Annotated in this window: 16 protein-coding genes; 15 read left to right on the top strand and 1 reads right to left on the bottom strand. The window is 61.1% G+C overall.

The annotated features are described in order from the left end of the window. Nucleotides 1-4 precede the first annotated feature (4 nt). From ACP7BS_RS14450 to ACP7BS_RS14475, 6 genes are all read left to right on the top strand, one after another. Nucleotides 5-1,042 carry a 2-hydroxyacid dehydrogenase gene (locus tag ACP7BS_RS14450; RefSeq protein WP_426238655.1) on the top strand — a complete coding sequence of 346 codons (1,038 nt, stop codon included), beginning with the start codon at nucleotides 5-7 and terminating at the stop codon, nucleotides 1,040-1,042. 10 nt (nucleotides 1,043-1,052) lie between these two features. Then, nucleotides 1,053-1,724: a class II aldolase/adducin family protein gene (locus tag ACP7BS_RS14455; RefSeq protein ID WP_426126482.1), complete on the top strand. Its 672-nt coding sequence runs from the start codon at nucleotides 1,053-1,055 to the stop codon at nucleotides 1,722-1,724. Between the two features lie 156 nt (nucleotides 1,725-1,880). After that, nucleotides 1,881-3,395 carry a glycerol-3-phosphate dehydrogenase gene (locus tag ACP7BS_RS14460; RefSeq protein WP_426238656.1) on the top strand — a complete coding sequence of 505 codons (1,515 nt, stop codon included), beginning with the start codon at nucleotides 1,881-1,883 and terminating at the stop codon, nucleotides 3,393-3,395. Nucleotides 3,396-3,404: 9 nt separating this feature from the next. Continuing rightward, on the top strand, nucleotides 3,405-4,460 hold the full coding sequence (locus ACP7BS_RS14465; RefSeq protein ID WP_426238657.1) for a class II aldolase/adducin family protein: 1,056 nt from the start codon (nucleotides 3,405-3,407) through the stop codon (nucleotides 4,458-4,460). Then, the gene (locus ACP7BS_RS14470; RefSeq protein WP_426238658.1) at nucleotides 4,457-5,746 is read left to right on the top strand and encodes an FGGY-family carbohydrate kinase; all 1,290 of its coding nucleotides are present in this window, start codon (nucleotides 4,457-4,459) and stop codon (nucleotides 5,744-5,746) included. Before ACP7BS_RS14465 ends, ACP7BS_RS14470 begins: the two co-directional genes overlap by 4 nt. Then, nucleotides 5,743-6,603 carry a TIGR01459 family HAD-type hydrolase gene (locus tag ACP7BS_RS14475; protein WP_426238659.1) on the top strand — a complete coding sequence of 287 codons (861 nt, stop codon included), beginning with the start codon at nucleotides 5,743-5,745 and terminating at the stop codon, nucleotides 6,601-6,603. The genes ACP7BS_RS14470 and ACP7BS_RS14475 overlap by 4 nt, the downstream gene beginning before the upstream one ends. 33 nt (nucleotides 6,604-6,636) lie before the next feature. Here ACP7BS_RS14475 and ACP7BS_RS14480 read toward each other — a convergent pair whose 3' ends face one another. Further along, nucleotides 6,637-8,367, bottom strand: coding sequence for a chemotaxis protein (locus tag ACP7BS_RS14480; protein ID WP_426238827.1), 1,731 nt, complete (start codon nucleotides 8,365-8,367; stop codon nucleotides 6,637-6,639). Nucleotides 8,368-8,743: 376 nt separating this feature from the next. Between ACP7BS_RS14480 and ACP7BS_RS14485 the strand changes: the two genes are divergently transcribed. The 9 genes from ACP7BS_RS14485 to ACP7BS_RS14525 all read left to right on the top strand — a co-directional run bounded on the left by ACP7BS_RS14485 (nucleotide 8,744) and on the right by ACP7BS_RS14525 (nucleotide 18,264). Continuing rightward, a complete protein-coding gene (locus tag ACP7BS_RS14485) occupies nucleotides 8,744-9,073 on the top strand; it encodes an STAS domain-containing protein (protein ID WP_426238660.1) in 330 nt (109 codons plus the stop codon). After that, nucleotides 9,070-9,438, top strand: a complete 369-nt coding sequence (locus ACP7BS_RS14490) for a response regulator (RefSeq protein WP_426238661.1) — start codon at nucleotides 9,070-9,072, stop codon at nucleotides 9,436-9,438. Before ACP7BS_RS14485 ends, ACP7BS_RS14490 begins: the two co-directional genes overlap by 4 nt. Next, nucleotides 9,435-11,492 carry a chemotaxis protein CheA gene (locus ACP7BS_RS14495; protein WP_426238662.1) on the top strand — a complete coding sequence of 686 codons (2,058 nt, stop codon included), beginning with the start codon at nucleotides 9,435-9,437 and terminating at the stop codon, nucleotides 11,490-11,492. The genes ACP7BS_RS14490 and ACP7BS_RS14495 overlap by 4 nt, the downstream gene beginning before the upstream one ends. Beyond that, nucleotides 11,489-11,995: a chemotaxis protein CheW gene (locus ACP7BS_RS14500; RefSeq protein ID WP_426238663.1), complete on the top strand. Its 507-nt coding sequence runs from the start codon at nucleotides 11,489-11,491 to the stop codon at nucleotides 11,993-11,995. The genes ACP7BS_RS14495 and ACP7BS_RS14500 overlap by 4 nt, the downstream gene beginning before the upstream one ends. A gap of 55 nt (nucleotides 11,996-12,050) precedes the next feature. Next, on the top strand, nucleotides 12,051-13,745 hold the full coding sequence (locus ACP7BS_RS14505) for a methyl-accepting chemotaxis protein (protein ID WP_426238664.1): 1,695 nt from the start codon (nucleotides 12,051-12,053) through the stop codon (nucleotides 13,743-13,745). Between the two features lie 195 nt (nucleotides 13,746-13,940). Next, nucleotides 13,941-15,761 (top strand): methyl-accepting chemotaxis protein, encoded by a 1,821-nt coding sequence (locus ACP7BS_RS14510; protein WP_426238665.1) that lies wholly within the window; start codon nucleotides 13,941-13,943, stop codon nucleotides 15,759-15,761. Between the two features lie 2 nt (nucleotides 15,762-15,763). Further along, nucleotides 15,764-16,258: a chemotaxis protein CheW gene (locus tag ACP7BS_RS14515; protein ID WP_426238666.1), complete on the top strand. Its 495-nt coding sequence runs from the start codon at nucleotides 15,764-15,766 to the stop codon at nucleotides 16,256-16,258. Between the two features lie 10 nt (nucleotides 16,259-16,268). Beyond that, complete coding sequence (locus ACP7BS_RS14520) at nucleotides 16,269-17,123, top strand: CheR family methyltransferase (RefSeq protein WP_426238667.1); 855 nt, start codon at nucleotides 16,269-16,271, stop codon at nucleotides 17,121-17,123. Nucleotides 17,124-17,175: 52 nt separating this feature from the next. Beyond that, the gene (locus tag ACP7BS_RS14525; RefSeq protein ID WP_426238668.1) at nucleotides 17,176-18,264 is read left to right on the top strand and encodes a protein-glutamate methylesterase/protein-glutamine glutaminase; all 1,089 of its coding nucleotides are present in this window, start codon (nucleotides 17,176-17,178) and stop codon (nucleotides 18,262-18,264) included. The last annotated feature ends 9 nt before the right edge of the window (nucleotides 18,265-18,273 follow it).

The following is an 18,273-nucleotide window of genomic DNA, read 5'->3' on the forward strand; positions in this document are numbered from 1 at the left end:
TGAAATGAAGAAAATCGCCATCATCGGAGACCGGTTCATGCTGCCGACGGTCTTTCGCGACAAGGTCGTGGAAGCCTGTGGCGACGGGCATGATATTCGTCTCCTCGAACAACCCTGGCCAGATGAGCCGATGGAGCATGGCTATGCCGTCGAAGGCATGGACGGCCTGAAGGAATATGTCGGCAAGGCCGACGATATCATCGCGTTCGTCGGCGACGCCGAGCTGGTGATCACCCAGCTGGCGCCGTTTTCCCGTGGCATGTTTTCCCAGCTGCCCGGCCTGAAGTTCATTGCCGTATCGCGTGGCGGACCGGTCAATATCGACATGAAGGCCGCGCGCGACGCCAACGTGCTGGTGGTCAACACGCCCGGCCGCAATGCCAGCGCGGTTGCCGAATTTACCCTCGGCGCCATCCTTGCCGAAACCCGGCTGATCCGTTCCGGTCACGAATCCCTGCGCAAGGGCGAATGGCGCGGCGAGCTCTACCGTGCCGACAAGACCGGCCGCGAGCTTTCGGAAATGACCGTCGGCGTCGTCGGCTACGGCAATATCGGCACCAAGGTGGTGCGCCTGCTGCGGGCGTTCGGAACCAAGGTGCTGGTCCACGATCCCTATGTCCAGCTCTCTGCCGACGACCGCAATGCCGGTGTCGAGCATGTCAGCTTCGACGATCTCCTGTCGCGCTCCGATGTCGTGACGCTGCATGCGCGGGTGTCGGAGGAGACACGGCATATGATGAATGCCGAGAGCTTCGCAAAAATGAAGCCGGGTGCGATCTTCGTCAACACGGCGCGCGGACCGCTCTGCGACTATGATGCGCTCTACGAGGCCCTGAGGAACGGCCCGCTCGGGTCTGCCATGCTGGAAACCTTTGCCGTCGAGCCGGTTCCTGCCGACTGGCCGTTGCTGCAATTGCCGAACGTGACGCTGACGCCGCATATTGCCGGGGCTTCGGTGCGCACGGTCACTTGCGCCGCTGAAATGGCGGCCGAAGAGGTGCGCCGCTATATCGCCGGCCTGCCGCCGGTCAATCCGTGCTGAGGGCGCAGCGATGACAGAGAATTACGTTCGCCAGTCGATCATCGACCATTGCCGCAAGATGAACGCGCTTGGGATCAACCAGGGCACATCCGGCAATATCAGCGCGCGCTATGAAGACCGGATGCTGATCACGCCGTCGGCCGCGCCCTATGACGAGATGACGCCGGACATGATCGCCTCGCTGCCGCTGGAGGGCGAGTACGGCGCCTGGGACGGCCCGCGCAAACCCTCGACCGAATGGCGCTTTCATCTCGATATCATGAGAAGCCGGCCCGAGGTTCACGCGGTCATTCACACACATGCGATCTATTCGACGATCCTGGCCATTGCGCACAAACCGATCCCGGCCTGCCACTACATGATCGCCGCCTTTGGTGGCGACGACGTCAAGGTCTGCGACTATGCGCGCTACGGCACCAAGGAGCTTTCGGACAATATCCTCAAGGCGATGGAGGGCCGCACTGCCTGCCTGATGGCCAATCACGGCATGCTCGCTACCGGCGCCAGCCTCGAAAAGGCAATGTGGGCGGCGGTCGAGCTGGAGACCATTGCCAAGCAATATTACCATGCACTCTTGATCGGCGGCGCCGTGGTGCTGTCTGCTGAGGAGATCGCCGGCGTCCGCAAGGGTTTTGCGAGCTATGGATTGCAGGATGGCGCGAAGAAGGCTGCGAACGGATGATCGCTTCGAGGGTTTCTTGGGCACCGCAGACGCGGTGCCGCTGGTCCCCGGCCCTCGTCCTGGGGTTAAACGCGAGGAGAGGATGACGGAGAGAAACGGAACCGGCGGGCGGGTGTTCGAGAGAGAAGCAGTGCAGCTTCGGCAGGAGAAACGATCGTGAGTGCTGAAACCGGCGTCATCGACCTGTTCATCATCGGTGGTGGCGTCAATGGCGCGGGTATTGCCCGCGATGCGGCCGGGCGGGGCATGTCGGTTGTTCTGTGCGAGAAGGACGATCTGGCCGAGGGTACCAGCTCGCGGTCCGGCAAGCTCGTGCATGGCGGTTTGCGCTATCTCGAATATTACGAATTCCGGCTGGTGCGCGAGGCGTTGATCGAGCGCGAAGTGCTATTGGAATCCGCACCGCATATCATCTGGCCGATGCGGTTCGTGCTGCCGCACAGCGCGTCCGACCGGCCTGCCTGGCTGGTGCGGCTCGGCCTGTTTCTCTACGATCATCTCGGTGGCCGCAAGCGTTTGCCGGGGACGCGCACGCTTGATCTGCGCATGGCGCCGGAAGGTGCGCCGATCAAGGCGGAGTACCGCAAGGCGTTCGAATATTCCGATTGCTGGGTGGATGATGCCCGCCTGGTGCTGCTCAACGCGCTCGATGCCAAGCAGCGCGGCGCGACGATCCATACCCGCACCGCCTGCACCTCGGTGCGCCGCAATGGCGATCTCTGGGATATCGAGATGACCGGGAGCGGCACGGGCCGCAAGAGCGAACTGAGGGCGCGGTGCGTGGTCAATACCGCGGGGCCATGGGTCAACGATGTCATCGGCCGCGTTGCCGGGCTGAATTCCCGCCGCAATGTCCGCCTCGTCAAGGGCGGCCATATCATCGTGCCGAAATTCTGGGAGGGACGGCAGGCCTATCTGGTGCAGAACCTGGACAAGCGGGTGATCTTCATCAACCCCTACGAAAACGACCTGGCGCTGATCGGCACCACCGATATTCCCTATGAGGGGCGTCCGGAAGACGTGAAGGCCGATGCCCGCGAGATCGATTACCTGATCCAATCGGTGAACCGCTATTTCAAGCAGCAGCTTGCCGAAAGCGATATCGTCCACAGCTTCTCCGGCGTGCGGCCGCTTTACGACGACAATGCCGAAAACCCATCCGCCGTGACGCGCGACTATGTTTTCGAAGTCGATGCGTTGAATGGCAAGGCGCCGCTGCTGTCCGTGTTCGGCGGCAAGATCACCACGTTCCGCAAGCTTTCGGAACACGCGCTGGAAAAGATCAGGCCGTTCTTCCCGGCGATGAAGCCGGGCTGGACCTCCAAGAGTGTCCTGCCGGGTGGCGATATGCCAAACGCGGATTTCGACCAGTTCCTCGGCGATCTTCGAGCCAGATACCGCTGGCTGCCGCTCGATCTCGCCAAACATTATGCAAGGCTTTACGGTACGCGCGCGCATGACCTGCTTGGCAATGCGGTGTCGCTCGACGATCTCGGTGCCGCCTTCGGCAAGCTGTTGCGCGAACGCGAGGCGCGGTTCCTGATCGAAACCGAATGGGCGCAGACGCCGCAGGACATTTTGGAACGCCGTACAAAACACGGATTGCACATGACACTGGCCGAGCGCGAGGCTTTTGCGTCCTGGTGTCTGCAGCAATCGCAGGCGGCCTGAGGAGAAACCATGATGAGAAGTTCTGAATTCGAAGCCCTTCTGGATGTCTCGGCCCGGGTCGGTGCGGACCCGGCGCTGGTGCAGGCGGCCGGCGGCAATACCTCGATCAAGGAAGGTGGCACGCTGTGGATCAAGGCGTCCGGCCTCTGGTTGATGCAGGCCCGGCAGCGCGACGTGATGGTGCCGGTGGCGCTCGATGCGTTGCTGGATGCGCTGGAGCGTGACGATCCGTCGACCGAAAAGGCGCAGGATTTCGTCATCAAGGATCGCAACCCGTCCGGCTTGCGGCCATCGATCGAAACGACCGTGCATGCGCTGATGCCGCAGAAGGTGGTGATCCACGTCCATTGCGTCGAGACCATCGCCACCGCAGTCCAGGTCAACGGCGAAACCGTCGCCGCATCCAAGCTTGCCGGTATTCCGCATGTCTTCGTGCCCTATGCGCGGCCTGGGCTGCCGCTCGCCAAGGCGATTGCCGCGCGGATCCGGCCGGATACCAGCGTGCTGATCCTTGGCAATCATGGACTTGCCGTTGCCGGTGAAACGGTGGCGGAGGCGGAACTGTTGCTGGCCGAGGTTTCGCGAAGGCTGGCCTTACCGCGCCGGGCGGCACCGGATGCGGATCTTACGGCCTTGTCGCGGCTTGCTGCGGGCAGTGGGTTTGTGCTGCCGGAGGACAGTCTGATCCATGACGGGGCAACTGATCTGGCCAGCTGCCGCATTGCTGCCGGTGGCAGCCTTTATCCGGACCATGTGATCTTTCTCGGGCGCGGCTCGTTTGTCGCTGCACCGGCCGATACGGCCGCCTCGATCGAGGCGCGTCATCGCACCGAGGGGCTGTCATTGCCGCCGGCGCTGCTGTTCCCGGGCAAGGGTATCCTGGTTTCCAGGGAAATCACGGCCGGCGCTCTGGCGCTGGCGCGCTGCCTCTCGGACGTACTTGGCCGGATCGGCGAGGGTGCGCGGCTGCGCTACCTGACGGATGCGGAAAATGCCGAGCTGCTGGGATGGGACGCCGAAAAGTACCGGCAGGAACTGAACCGGGCCGGGAAGGCGCTGCAATGATCGGTGCCGCAGGCAAATCGTTGGTGATCGGCATCGATATCGGCACATCCGGCGCCCGCGCCGTGGCGATGGACGCGGATTTCACCGTCGTCGCTTCCGGGTCGTCCAAACTTGCCGACTTCTCCGGTGATCACCGTGATCCGTTGGTGTGGTGGGAGGCTGTGAAGACGGCTTTGCTTCAGGTGCTTGACGGCGTTGACAGAGGCCATGTCCGGGCGATCGCGATCGATGGTACGTCGGGTACCGTGCTGCCGGTCAGTGCCGACGGTGCGCCGTTGGCCGTGCCGATGATGTATAACGATCCGGTCGGGGACGCGGATATCCTGGCCCGCATCAAAGACTATGCGCCGAAGGAAAGTGCAGCGCATGGGGCGACGTCGGGGCTGGCGAAAGTGCTGACGTTTCAGTCCATTCCAGATGTCTTTCGGATCATCCATCAGGCCGATTGGCTGGCCGGTCATTTCACCGGGCTCTACGATGTTTCCGATGAAAACAATGCGCTGAAGACCGGTTACGATCCCGTCGCGCGCACATGGCCGGACTGGATCGCAGCGACGGGAGCACGGCTCGATCTGTTGCCGGACGTGCTGCCTGCCGGCGTGCCCATCGCCGGGATCTCACAGGATGCAGCGGATGCCTTCGGTCTTGCGGATGATGTCGTCATCGTCGCAGGCACCACGGATGGCTGCGCCTCGTTTCTGGCAACGGGTGCAGATCAGCCGGGCGATGCCGTTTCTGCGCTGGGGACGACGCTGACGGTGAAGATGCTGTCCGACCGGCCGCTGTTTGCGCCGGACTATGGTCTTTACAGCCACCGGATCGGCGACATGTGGCTGGCTGGCGGGGCCTCCAATACAGGCGGAGTGGTGTTGTCTGCGCATTTCGACAATGAGCGGATCGCCGCGCTTTCAGTGGAAATCGATCCCGCCACCGATACAGGTCTCGACTATTACCCGCTGGTCAAGGACGGCGAGCGGTTTCCCGTCAACGACCCGGCGATGAAACCGCGCATGGCGCCTCGGCCGGACAGCGATGCCGAATTCCTGAAGGCGATCTTCGAGGGCATTGCGGGCGTCGAGGCGTTGGCCTATCAGCGGCTGGTGTCGCTTGGTAGTCCGTCTTTGCGCTCCATCCGCACGGTGGGCGGCGGGGCGAAGAATGCGGCCTGGACGGCGATCCGCAATCGGAAGATGCCTGTTCCCTTCTTGCCGGTGGCTTCGGAAGAGGCGGCAGCCGGGACGGCGCGGCTCGCGCTGATCGGCGCGAAATCGGCGGGTGTGTTATGACGGATGGGCCACTGACGATTTCCGGACTGAATGAGATCGAAGAGCGTTTCGATGCCTTTCTGATCGACCAGTTCGGCGTGCTGCGCGATGGCAAGGGACCGTACCCGCACGCTGTGGAGACGCTTCTCCGGCTGAAGCAGGCGGGCAAGACGATCATCATCCTGTCGAACTCCGGAAAACGCTCGGCAGAAAATGACCGCCGTCTTGCAGCACTCGGTTTCGACCCGCAGAGTTGGGACTGGTTCTTGACGTCCGGCGAGGTGGCCTGGCGTATCCTTCAGGCCGAAAGCCGGCAGCTGAGCAGCGGCATTGCCCGCAAATGCCTGCTGATCAGCCGCGACGGCGATACCTCGCCGATGGACGGGCTTGATCTGGCGCGGACAGACCGCGGCGAGGATGCGGATTTTCTTCTTTTGGCGGCAAGCGAAGGTGACGTGCATCCGCTGTCGTTCTACGAGGCGTTGCTGGCGCCTGCGGCCGCGCGCGGTGTGCCATGCCTGTGCACCAATCCGGACAAGATCATGCTGACGACGGAGGGTACAGCCTTCGGGGCAGGGCGCATCGCCGAGCTTTACGAAGAACTGGGGGGCACGGTGCGCTGGATCGGCAAGCCGTTCCCCGATATCTACGCCACGGCGCGAGAGTTTCTCGGATCAATCGCGCCGGAGAAAATCTGCTGTATCGGCGACAGTATCGAGCACGATATCGCCGGCGCTGCGGGTGCCGGGCTGAAATCAATCCTGGTCACGACCGGTATTCTGGAAACCGCGACAGATGCCGATCGTCAGACGCTGTTTGCCGAGCACGGCGCCACGCCCGATTTCATTCTGCCGTCATTCATCTGGTCGGAGAGGTAAGGCTTACCCCGTTCACGCCGTCTGAGCTTCTGCTCAAAACAGCGCGTCGGCGAAGAGGTCGTCGTCATTGGCTGCGGCGGCGACCGGTGTTGCGACGACGGTACCGGCTGGAATAATGGCCTGGTGGACGTTACGTTCCTGCGCCATCGTGTAGAGCTTGAAGATGCGCGGGCCAAGGCCGCCCAAAACATCGCCGAGATCGTCGATATCAGGCATTGTGTCACCGGCGAGATCGCAGAGATCGTCGGCACAGGTGGCGAGTACCTCGCCGAGATCGTTCTGGAAATCCAACTTGCTGATCGACACGCCAATCTTGCTGGCGACTTCCCGGCCATGTTCGGAGAGGACGGTCAGTTCGGTTTCCATGGCGTTGGCTGCCGCGCGGATGTTGCCGACGGCGTCGCTCAGGCGTTCGGCAAGACCCGGTCCGCCGGAACTATCGGTGGCGGCAATCGCGGATGCTGCATCTTCGAAACCCGTCAGCCCGCTGACGATCGCATCGGCGGATTCGTCGAGCTTGGCGGCAAAGATGCGCAACTCGCCGGTGACCACGTTGATCGACCGGCCTTCCTCGCCCATGCGGCTGCAGCGCAGGTTGGTGTTGAGCGCCATATAGTGGATGTCCATCTTGACGGCGCGGATATTCACGATGCCCGTCAACAGGTTGGCAGCGGTGGCCGTCGTCGACTGGCTGACATGATTGGCCTGCAGGCTGGCCGTTTCGACCTGCTTGACGATGGCGTGCGCCGCTGAAACGCTTTCCTCCAGCGCTCGCATGAAATTGCCGCCCTTGGCATCGTCCTCGTTCTGCATCTCGGCCCGCAGATTGAGAATGTCCTGCGTATCGTGGCTGAAGCTGGCGATGGTTTCGACGACGCTGCGGGAATCGCGCTGGAAGTTGTGGACCATATCGACCATCTGCGCGGCGGCGAGATGATGGATAAGGTTTCCCAGCCGCACTTGCGCATCGCGATCAAGAGTGCGGCCTTCGTCGCTGCCCAGGAATTCATCCAGGATCGTCAGTGTCGACTGCACATGCTCGATGCGCTGGCGGGTGATGTCGCCGATCTGCAGCGCGGACAGCGTGGTGGCAACCTTGCCCTGGACGCCACGGGCGAGGACGCCGACCTGCTTGGCGATCTCGCTGAGTTTTTTGCGATGTTCGCTGATCGTCTGGGCGTCGCGCTGCAGGGCGCCGACCACGGCCGGTACCGTCTGTTGGTAGCGTTGTGCGATGCCGGAGCCGAAGGTCTGGGCGGCCTTCAGTTCTTTCTCAAGGGAATTGAGCTGGCCGGCGAAATTGTTGACTTCGCTGGTTCCCGAGCGGATGCGGTCGAGGATTTCCTCGGCAAATCCGGCAAACTCGGCAATGCCCGCTCCGGTGATCTTCACCGTCACGGCGAAGGTTTGCAGATAGCGCATGGTCTCCTGCATGTCTGCCACATGCGTGCGCAGTCCGGCACCGGATGTGGAGAGAACCTGCAGGTTGGTCTGGCGCATGTTTTCCAGCTGCGGCAGCTCGGAGAGGCTCTTCACGGTCGCCAGCAGATCGGCCGTGGTGTCGCTGGCAGCACCGGCGTCGAGCGTCCTTGTGACGTTGTCCAGCGAGGCGAGGAGGCTGTTGAGAACGTCCATGACGGAAAGCAGAACGCTGCCGCCCTCGAGAAAGCGCTTCTCGACCTGGGTGCGCGCCGCTTCCAGCTTGCGGCCGATATCGGTGGCGCTGGTTACGCCGATGGGGTGGGCGCCGGTCTGGTGGGCCAAAGCTGTGCTGTATGTCAAAATAGCCCTCAACTCGAAACATGTGCGATCTTGCCTGCATCGATAGGCCAAGGATGGAAATGTCTGGTTAAGTGCCGGACTCGCCTGCGTTGTAACGGCGGCGCCGACACCCAGGCACAATCATTGCGTGAATTGCCGAGTTTTGTCCCGCCGCTGAGAATTGCCTAGCCTCAACCTATTGAATTCATATGATTTCTTATCCCTGAATCGATTGCCTATAAAAACTCTCAGGTAAGAATTCATAGTGAACAGACTCGTAATAAGTGCAGAATCCCACAACCTGAATTTACCGGGCGTTAAGGCTGGCGTGAGATTCCATGGGGGGAGAAAGTAGTATTAATCGCTACAGAGGACTGCAATGCCCCCCTTAATCGATGAATATATTCTGGTTGAGTTGCCAGACAAATTGAATATTAGAAATATATCTAATGTATATGATTTAATTCACCCCGCGATGGAATCCGGTAAATCACTATTGATTTCCATTCCGAAGAGCGCAGAGGCAGACTTAAGCTTCATTCAGCTTATCGAGTCCGCAAGAATACGTGCGAAAACTGCCGGAACGCACATTGTGATGTCAAGTCCGGCCGAAGGGGCCGTTCTCGACGTCCTGGAGCGCGGCGGCTTCGCACAAACGTTCTCTCCCGAAGACAAGAAATTCTGGTTGCATGAAGAGGCAATACAATGACCGCGAGAATATTGACCGTCGATGACTCCGCCAGCATCCGTTTGACGACGAAGGTTACCCTGTCCAATGCGGGCTACGAGATCATCGAAGCCGTCAACGGCGCCGAGGGCCTGGAAAAGGCAAAGTCGGGGCAGTTCGACCTGATCGTCACCGACCTGAACATGCCGGTCATGGACGGCCTGACGATGATCGAGCAACTGCGCAAGCTGCCGGCCCATACCGGCGTGCCGATCATCTTCCTGACGACGGAATCCGATGCCGATCTGAAGGCGCGGGCAAAGGCGGCCGGTGCCACTGGCTGGCTGACAAAACCGTTCGACCCGGAGAACCTGGTCAAGATCGTCAGGAAGGTTCTCGGACGATGAACATGACCGATCCCATTGCAGTGTTTCGAATGGAAGCGGCGGAACTGTTCGAGCAGATCGAGTCCGGCCTGCTCGATCTGACCCATCGCCTCGACGACAAGGACCAGATCGACGCGGTCTTTCGCGGTCTTCACACACTCAAGGGATCGGGGGCGATGTTCGGCTTCGATGCGCTCGCGGCCTTTACCCATCACTGCGAAACCGCTTTCGACCGGGTCCGCAAGGGCGAAAAGCCGGCAACAAGCGAGCTGATTGCCGCCGTTCTGGCCGCACAGGATCATATGCGGGCACTGGTCGACCGGCCGACGGACGATCACGGCAATATCGGCGACGTTCTCCTGCGCCAGTTGCAGCGCGCGGTCGAAGGCGATGCGCCGGTGGCAGCATCCGCCCAGGCAATACAAGCGGTGCCCGTGACCAAAGCTGTAAAAGGTGGTGCCAACACTTGGCGCATCCGTTTCAGCCTGCCGGTCAACGCGATGGTCAATGGGACCAATCCGCTGGGGCTGCTGGACGAGTTGCGCGATCTCGGCGAATGCCGCATCGCCGTGAATGCGTCCGCCGTGCCGTCGCTGGATGTGCTGGTCCCGACCGACCTGCATCTCTCCTGGGATGTCACGGTGACGACCGACCAGCCGCGTTCGGCGATCGATGATGTCTTTATCTTCGTGCTCGACGATATGCAGCTTGATGTCGAGACGCTGACGGATGGCGCGCCCGCCGCTGCGGAGCCAACGGTTCAGGCAGAACAGCCTGCACCGGTCGCTCAGCCGGTCGCGGCCGTCGTTCCTGAAGTGTCGGCAACGCCTGTTTCCGCACCGCTGGCTCCTGCCGTCGAGCGCGAAACGCCAAATGCCAATGATGCGCGCCAGGCGAAGGCTGCTGAAAATGTCCGTGTTCCCGCCGAGCGTCTCGATGAACTGATGGACCGCGTCGGAGAACTGGTGATCGCGCAATCGCGGTTGCGGCAGCTTGCCAGTTCCAGCATGGATCTGCAGCTGCGTTCGGTGTCGGAAGAAATCGAACGTCTCTCGGGCGAATTGCGCGACACGATGATGGTTCTGCGCATGGTGCCGGTCGGCAGCCTGTTCGGACGTTTCCGGCGCCTTGTGCATGACCTCGCCCGCGAAACCGGCAAGGTCATCGAGCTGGTTACCGAAGGCGAGACCACCGAAGTCGACAAGACTGTGATCGAACGGCTGGCCGATCCGCTGGTGCATCTGGTGCGCAACTCGATCGACCACGGTCTCGAAAGCCCGGAAGAACGCCGTGCAGCCGGCAAGGACGAGGCGGGCAAGATCATGCTCTCGGCCCGTCAGGCCGGTGGCGAGGTGATCATCACCATCAAGGACGACGGCCGCGGCATCAACCGCGAGAGGGTGCGGGCCAAGGCGGAATCCTCCGGCCTGATCCAGCCTGGTGCTGTGCTTTCCGATCAGGACCTGCTGCAGTTGATCTTTGCTCCCGGTTTCTCGACGGCGGCGCAGGTCACCAACCTTTCCGGCCGTGGCGTCGGCATGGACGTGGTCAAGAAGACGGTCGAGACCCTACGCGGTGCGATCGATATCACCAGCCATGCCGGTCAGGGATCGGACGTATCGCTGCGCATTCCGCTGACACTGGCGATTATCGATGGACTTTTGGTCCGCGTTGGCACCGGGCGCTACGTGATCCCGCTTTCGGCTGTCGAGGAATGCCTCGAACTGTCGCTCGAGGAAGATCTGCGCTCGCGTGGCCGCAGCTTCATCTCCCTGCGTGACAGTCTGGTGCCGTTCCTGCGGCTGCGCGATCTGTTCCGCACCGGCACCAAGCCGGATGCGCATCAGAAGGTCGTGGTCATTTCAACCGGGACCGAGCGCGTCGGCATGGTCGTCGACCAGATCATCGGCGACCATCAGACGGTGATCAAGTCGATGTCGAAGCTGCATCATGACGTCGCGACCTTCTCTGGCGCGACCATTCTCGGCGATGGCAGCGTCGCCCTCATTCTCGATGTCGCCCATCTGGTGGCGGCCGGTCAGCAACAGGAGGCGCAGGTGCGCGCGGCAGGATGATCGAAGCGGTTCAGACGAACGACAGACAGCTGCAATCCGATACGCGCTGGAACAGCGACGGCGAACTGGAAGTGCTGACATTCGACCTTCACGGCGAGACCTTTGCGCTGGAAGCGACGATGGTTCAGGAAATCCTCGACCTGTTGCCGGAAACGATGGTTCCAGGCGCCATGCCCTTCGTCGGCAGCGTCATCAATTTCCGCGGCAAGGTCATTCCGCTTGCCGATATTCGCCTCGCTTTCGGCATGGAGGCGGCGGAAACGACGATCGACAGCCGCATCATCGTGATCGAGCTCGATCTCCAAGGCGAGCCGACACTGGTCGGCCTTCGAACAGACAAGGTGAATGAAGTCACCACGCTTGCCAAGACATCCAGTGAGGCGCCACCCAGCGTCGGGATGCGGTGGCGGCCGGACTACATCAATTGCCTCGTCAAGCGGGGAGGGCAATTCATCATCCTTCCCAACCTGCAGGCGATTTTCTCATTCAGAAAAGAAACCTAGCATCGCGCAGGCTGGTTACGGATTGCGCGCAGGTTCATATTCAAGGAATTTGACAATGCGATTTACCATCAAGCTCAAATTGGCGATCGCCTTCGGGTTCGTCATAACCCTTTTGCTCGGAACGGCCGGTTACGGCATTCTCAGCCTCGGCAACCTCAATCAGACGGTCGAGGACGTGTTGCAGGGTCCGGCTGAGCGATTGAAGCTTGCCCAGCAGATCAACATCTACCAGCTGCAGGCGATCCGCCAGCAGAAGAACCTTCTGGCTGCGACATCGGAAAAGGAATCGATGGATGCGCGCACCAAGGGCGATCACAATCGCAAGCTTTTCGACGAAACCCTGACCGAAGCTGCAGCCAAGGCGACCGAGCAGGGCAAGCCGCGCTGGGTGAAACTGCAGTCGCTTTCGGTTCAGGCCAACGAGGCCGAAAGCCAGATCCGCAAGTTCCTCGATGCCGGCAATGCACCGGCGGCGCAGAACATTTCCGTCACCACGGCGCGCCAGAGCGCCAATGACATGGACGCCATTCTCGAAGAGATCGTCAAGCTCGAAGAAACCCGTCTTGCCGAAGCGCAGGCGGAAGCCGATGCACTGTATCAGGATACGCGTTTCATGATGACCGCGGCGGCAAGCCTTGCCGTGCTGATTGCGATTGCCGCCGCCATCTGGATTTCGTTGACGATCGGCAAGGGCCTGCGCCGTGCAACGGTCGCCGTTGCCGATGTCGCCGATGGCGATCTGACCAAGCTCGCCGAAATCACCAATCGCGACGAGATCGGGGCTCTTCTCGGCAATGTCAACGTGATGATCGAACGCTTGCGCGGCGTCGTGGCCGATGCGCTGTCGGCCTCCGACAATGTTTCGGCCGGTAGCCAGGAACTGTCGGCAAGCTCGGAACAGGTCAGCCAGGGCGCGACCGAGCAGGCGGCCTCTGCCGAAGAAGCCTCCGCCTCGATGGAAGAGATGGCCGCCAATATCAAGCAGAACGCCGACAATGCGGCGCAGACCGAAAAGATCGCCCGCCAGTCGTCGAAGGATGCCGAAGCCAGTGGCGAGGCCGTTGCCCGCGCCGTCAGCGCCATGCGCACGATCGCCGAAAAGATCGGCATCGTCCAGGAAATCGCCCGCCAGACCGATCTTCTCGCTCTGAACGCCGCTGTGGAAGCAGCCCGTGCCGGCGAGCATGGCAAGGGCTTTGCCGTCGTTGCCTCGGAAGTTCGCAAGCTCGCCGAACGCAGCCAGTCGGCTGCCGCCGAAATCGGCCAGATGTCCGGCGATACCGTCAAGGCTGCTGCCGAAGCCGGCGATATGCTGAACCGCCTGGTGCCGGATATCCGCAAAACCGCCGAACTGGTCTCCGAAATCTCCGCTGCCTGCCGCGAGCAGGACATCGGCTCGAGCCAGATCAATGAAGCGATCCAGCAGCTCGACAAGGTGACGCAGCAGAATGCCAGCGCATCCGAGCAGATGTCGGCAACCTCTGAAGAACTGGCCGCCCAGGCCGAAGAATTGCAGGCATCGATCGCCTTCTTCAAGGTCGATGGCGCAGGCCACGGTACCAGCGTCCGCAAGGTTGTTGCCCCGAAGGCGATGACCAAGGTGTCCACCACAAAGCCGGTTGCAAACCGCCGGCCGGTGGCTGCCGGACATTCGGTCGCCTCCCAGCAGGCACGCGCCAAGGGCTTTGCTCTCGATCTGTCGATGGGCGGGCCGGATGCCGAGGACCAGAATTTTCGCGAGAGCGCATAACCAATACCATCCGGCGGCCCTTATGGGGCCGCCGCAGTGTCCGCGTGTGTAGGCGCGGGCAGGAATTTTCCGAAACTACCGGTTTCGCGGACGTGAATCACTCACCGCACCGCCCTGCTGGCTCGGACACTCCTCCAATTGGGCACCCGTTCGGGATGCCCGTGTGTTTCCGACCCCAATGTAAGGACCCTTACGGTGCGCATAACTATCAAACTGAAACTCGCAATAGTATTTGCCGTCATCATTCTGTTGACCGGCGGGATGGCCACTCTGTCCATTCTCAACCTGTCCTCGCTGAATGCAGCGATTACGCAGATGGTCACTGGACCGATCGTCGACATGAAGACCGTCGCCGACCTCAGCGGTGCCTTCAACGGAACCGTGCGCGCCGAAAAAAACGCGATCCTCAACCAAAACCCGGCGGAAATTGCTGAATTCATCAAATCGATGAAAGAACGTCAGCAGGAGCTGGACGGATTGATAACATCACTTTCAAAGTCTGCGGATCCGGATGTCCAAGCGAAAGCTGAGGAAATTCGCGCAATCTATGAAAAATATGTCCCGCTTCAGTTGCGGGTGGCTGATCTTGCGACCCAGAACACGGTGGATTCGAACAATATGGCATCGGCCCTGACCATGGGCGAAGGCCGTACCATGATGAACCAGGCGCTGAAGGTCATCGATGATGTCAACGTCGTGGTGACCGGCAATGTTCGGGAAACCGATGAAGCAACGGATATTCAGTATCTGAACTCGCGCATGCTGCTGATCTCCGCGACCATCGCATTGACGCTGTTCTCCATCGCTGCCGCTGTCTGGATTTCGCTGAACATCTCGCGTGGACTGCGCCGCGCCGTCGAGCTTGCCGATGCCGTCAGCATTGGTGATCTCAACTATGAAATCGCCCACAAGAGCAATGACGAGATCAAGGATCTGGTCAATTCCATGCAGGTCATGACTTCCAATTTGCGCAACACGGCAAACCTTGCCGACAAGGTTGCCGACGGCGACCTGACGGTCGAGCCGGCACCGCTTTCGGAAAAGGACACGTTGGGTCTGGCGCTGCAGCGCATGGTCGAGCGCCTGCGCGGCGTCGTTGCCGATGCTCTTTCTGCATCTGACAATGTTTCGGCTGGTAGCCAGGAACTGTCGGCAAGCTCCGAGCAGATTTCCCAAGGTGCGACCGAGCAGGCGGCCTCTGCCGAAGAAGCCTCCGCTTCGATGGAAGAGATGGCGGCCAATATCAAGCAGAACGCCGACAATGCCGCCCAGACCGAAAAGATCGCCCGCCAGTCGTCGAAGGATGCCGAAGCCAGCGGCGAGGCCGTTGCCCGCGCTGTCAGCGCCATGCGCACGATCGCTGAAAAGATCGGTATCGTCCAGGAAATCGCCCGCCAGACCGACCTTCTCGCTCTGAACGCGGCTGTGGAAGCGGCCCGTGCCGGCGAGCATGGCAAGGGCTTTGCCGTCGTTGCCTCCGAAGTCCGCAAGCTTGCCGAACGCAGCCAGTCGGCTGCCGCCGAAATCGGTCAGATGTCCGGTGATACCGTCAAGGCTGCAGCCGAAGCCGGTGACATGCTCAACCGACTGGTTCCGGATATCCGCAAGACCGCAGAACTGGTCTCGGAAATCTCGGCTGCCTGCCGCGAGCAGGATATCGGCGCCAGCCAGATCAACGAAGCGATCCAGCAACTCGACAAGGTAACCCAGCAGAATGCCGGTGCCTCCGAGCAAATGTCGTCAACCTCTGAAGAGCTGGCAGCCCAGGCTGAAGAACTGCAGACCTCGATCGCCTTCTTCAAGGTCGATGGTGCTGGTGTTCGCGTCGGCAACAAGAAGCAGTCGCAGAAGTCCGCTGTCCGCACCTTTGGTCATACCGCTGCTCGCAAAGCGTCTGCCCCAGCCGCATCGAACAACAGCATCTCCGCCCAGCAGGCCCGTGCCAAGGGTTTTGCGCTCGACCTGTCGATGGGCGGGCCGGATGCAGCTGACGCCGATTTCCGGGAAAGTGCTTGATCATGGCAACAGCGTCGCTGGAATCGCAATTCGTCACGTTCAGCCTTGGCGAGGAGGTTTTTGCCGTCCCTGTCGAGGTGGTCCGGGAAATCCTCGACTACGAGGAAGCCTTCAAGATCCCGAACGGCCCCGACTATCTGCTCGGCCTGCGCGACGTGCGCGGGCAGGGCGTGCCGACCATCGATCTCAGGCTGAAACTCGGCCTGTCGAAAACCGTGCCAACACCCCATACGCGGGTGTTGGTGATGGATATCCCTCTGGAAAACCGGACACTTTCGCTCGGCCTCGTTGCCGACCGCGTCTTTGAAGTCACGCCATTCCGGCGTGACCAGATCGAAGCGGCACCCGATATTGGCATCCGCTGGCGCTCGGGCTACATCGCCGGTGTCGTGCGGCGTGAAGGCGGGTTCGTCGTTATCATCGATCTCGCCAGCCTGCTTTCGAGAGAAGAGACGGCCTTGCTGACCCTGCCGGGTACGGCAGGGCACGCCGCCTGAGGTTTTTTACATGAATGCCGCCGTCCGTCAGACCCAGTCGCTTTCCGATCATATCAGCAAGCGCAATTTCGATCGCCTCGCGCGGTTCATCTATGACTATAGCGGCATCAAGATGCCGCATAGCAAGCTGACGATGCTTGAAGGCCGCCTTCGCCGGCGCCTTCGGGCAACCAATATCGGCAGTTTCGACGATTATTGCGATTTTCTGTTCAATGAGGACGGGATCGAGCAGGAAGCCGTCTACCTGATCGATGCTGTGACGACGAACAAGACGGATTTCTTCCGCGAATCCAAGCATTTCGATTTCATGCGCGATGTTTCCCTGCCGGCGCTGGTCAACAAGGGACACCACAATCTGCGGGTCTGGAGTTCGGCCTGCTCGACCGGTGCCGAGCCCTATACGATCGCCATGGTGATGGCGGAGTTTGCCGAAGGGCGCTCCAATATCGACTATTCGATCCTCGCCACAGACCTTTCCACCGAGGTTCTGCAGGTTGCACGCCAGGGCATCTATGCCGACGATATCGTGGCACCAGTGCCTGCCGCCTTGCGGAAGAAATATGTGATGACGGCCAAGGAGCACGGTCGCCGCGAGGTTCGTATCACCTCAAAACTACGGTCCAGGGTTGGCTTCGGCCGCATGAACCTGATGGATGCCAAATATCCGATCGGCAATCCCATGCACATCATCTTCTGCCGCAACGTGCTGATCTATTTCGACAAGCCGACGCAATCGGATGTGCTGACGCGGTTGTGCGATTGCCTCCTGCCCGGCGGCTACATGTTCATCGGCCATTCGGAATCCATCACCGGCATCGATCTGCCGCTGAAGCAGGTCTCCAATACGGTTTTCCAGCGCACATGATCCGCAATCCCGGAATGGTCTTCCGGTCCATCCTCTGAAGAAACAGGCCGATATGGGAAAGAAAGTCCGCGTTCTGATCATTGACGACAGCGCCAGCGTCCGCCAGACTTTGACGGCGGTGCTGCAGCAGGATCCCGATATCGAGGTGATGGGGTCGGCATCCGATCCGTTCATGGCGGCGCGCAAGATCGCCGAGGATATCCCCGACGTCATCACGCTCGATGTGGAAATGCCGCGCATGGACGGCATCACCTTCCTGCGCAAGCTGATGGCGCAGCATCCGATCCCGGTGGTGATGTGCTCGTCGCTCACTGAAGCCGGATCGGAAACGCTGCTGCAGGCGCTGGAAGCCGGTGCCGTCGATATCATTCTGAAACCGAAGATCGGTGCTGCCGATCATCTGGCGGAAAGCGGCATGCGGATTTGCGAGGTCGTCAAGAGTGCTGCCCAGGCGCGGGTTTCCGGCGTTCGGCGATCGGCGGCCCAGGCAGGCGCGTCCAATCCGAACGCCCGGCTGACAGCGGATGCCATGCTGCCACCGCCGACTGGCCGGGCGATGGCCAAGACCACCGAAATGGTCGTCTGCGTCGGCGCATCCACCGGCGGAACCGAAGCGCTGAGAGAAATGCTGGAGGCATTGCCGGCCAATGCGCCGGGTATCGTCATTGTCCAGCATATGCCGGAAAAGTTTACTGCCGCCTTTGCCAAGCGGCTGAACAGCCTGTGCGAAGTCGAAGTCAAGGAAGCAGTCGATGGCGATCCGGTGCTACGCGGCCATGTGCTGATTGCGCCGGGCGACCAGCACATGCTGTTGGAGCGGCAGGGCGCGCGCTACTACGTTTCGGTCAAGACCGGGCCGCTGGTCTCGCGCCACCGGCCGTCGGTCGACGTGCTGTTCCGCTCGGCCGCCCGCGCTGCCGGTGGCAATGCCATGGGCATCATCATGACCGGCATGGGTGATGACGGCGCGCGCGGCATGCAGGAAATGAAACAGGCCGGCGCCTTCACGGTGGCACAGGACGAGGCGACCTCGATCGTCTTCGGCATGCCGAAGGAAGCGATTGCCCGCGGCGGCGTCGATCGGGTGGTGCCGCTCGACCAGATCGCCCGCGAGATCTTGATGGCGCAGTCGCGGTTTTAGGCGCAATCC

This window comes from Pararhizobium sp. DWP1-1-3, assembly GCF_049896125.1.
Taxonomy (GTDB): Bacteria; Pseudomonadota; Alphaproteobacteria; order Rhizobiales; family Rhizobiaceae; genus Pararhizobium.

Coding starts and splice junctions, on each gene's coding strand:
- ACP7BS_RS14505 (WP_426238664.1), top strand. CDS start 12,051: ATGCGATTTACCATCAAGCTCAAATTGGCGATCGCCTTCGGGTTCGTC.
- ACP7BS_RS14500 (WP_426238663.1), top strand. CDS start 11,489: ATGATCGAAGCGGTTCAGACGAACGACAGACAGCTGCAATCCGATACG.
- ACP7BS_RS14470 (WP_426238658.1), top strand. CDS start 4,457: ATGATCGGTGCCGCAGGCAAATCGTTGGTGATCGGCATCGATATCGGC.
- ACP7BS_RS14525 (WP_426238668.1), top strand. CDS start 17,176: ATGGGAAAGAAAGTCCGCGTTCTGATCATTGACGACAGCGCCAGCGTC.
- ACP7BS_RS14485 (WP_426238660.1), top strand. CDS start 8,744: ATGCCCCCCTTAATCGATGAATATATTCTGGTTGAGTTGCCAGACAAA.
- ACP7BS_RS14475 (WP_426238659.1), top strand. CDS start 5,743: ATGACGGATGGGCCACTGACGATTTCCGGACTGAATGAGATCGAAGAG.
- ACP7BS_RS14495 (WP_426238662.1), top strand. CDS start 9,435: ATGAACATGACCGATCCCATTGCAGTGTTTCGAATGGAAGCGGCGGAA.
- ACP7BS_RS14465 (WP_426238657.1), top strand. CDS start 3,405: ATGATGAGAAGTTCTGAATTCGAAGCCCTTCTGGATGTCTCGGCCCGG.
- ACP7BS_RS14520 (WP_426238667.1), top strand. CDS start 16,269: ATGAATGCCGCCGTCCGTCAGACCCAGTCGCTTTCCGATCATATCAGC.
- ACP7BS_RS14515 (WP_426238666.1), top strand. CDS start 15,764: ATGGCAACAGCGTCGCTGGAATCGCAATTCGTCACGTTCAGCCTTGGC.
- ACP7BS_RS14450 (WP_426238655.1), top strand. CDS start 5: ATGAAGAAAATCGCCATCATCGGAGACCGGTTCATGCTGCCGACGGTC.
- ACP7BS_RS14455 (WP_426126482.1), top strand. CDS start 1,053: ATGACAGAGAATTACGTTCGCCAGTCGATCATCGACCATTGCCGCAAG.
- ACP7BS_RS14490 (WP_426238661.1), top strand. CDS start 9,070: ATGACCGCGAGAATATTGACCGTCGATGACTCCGCCAGCATCCGTTTG.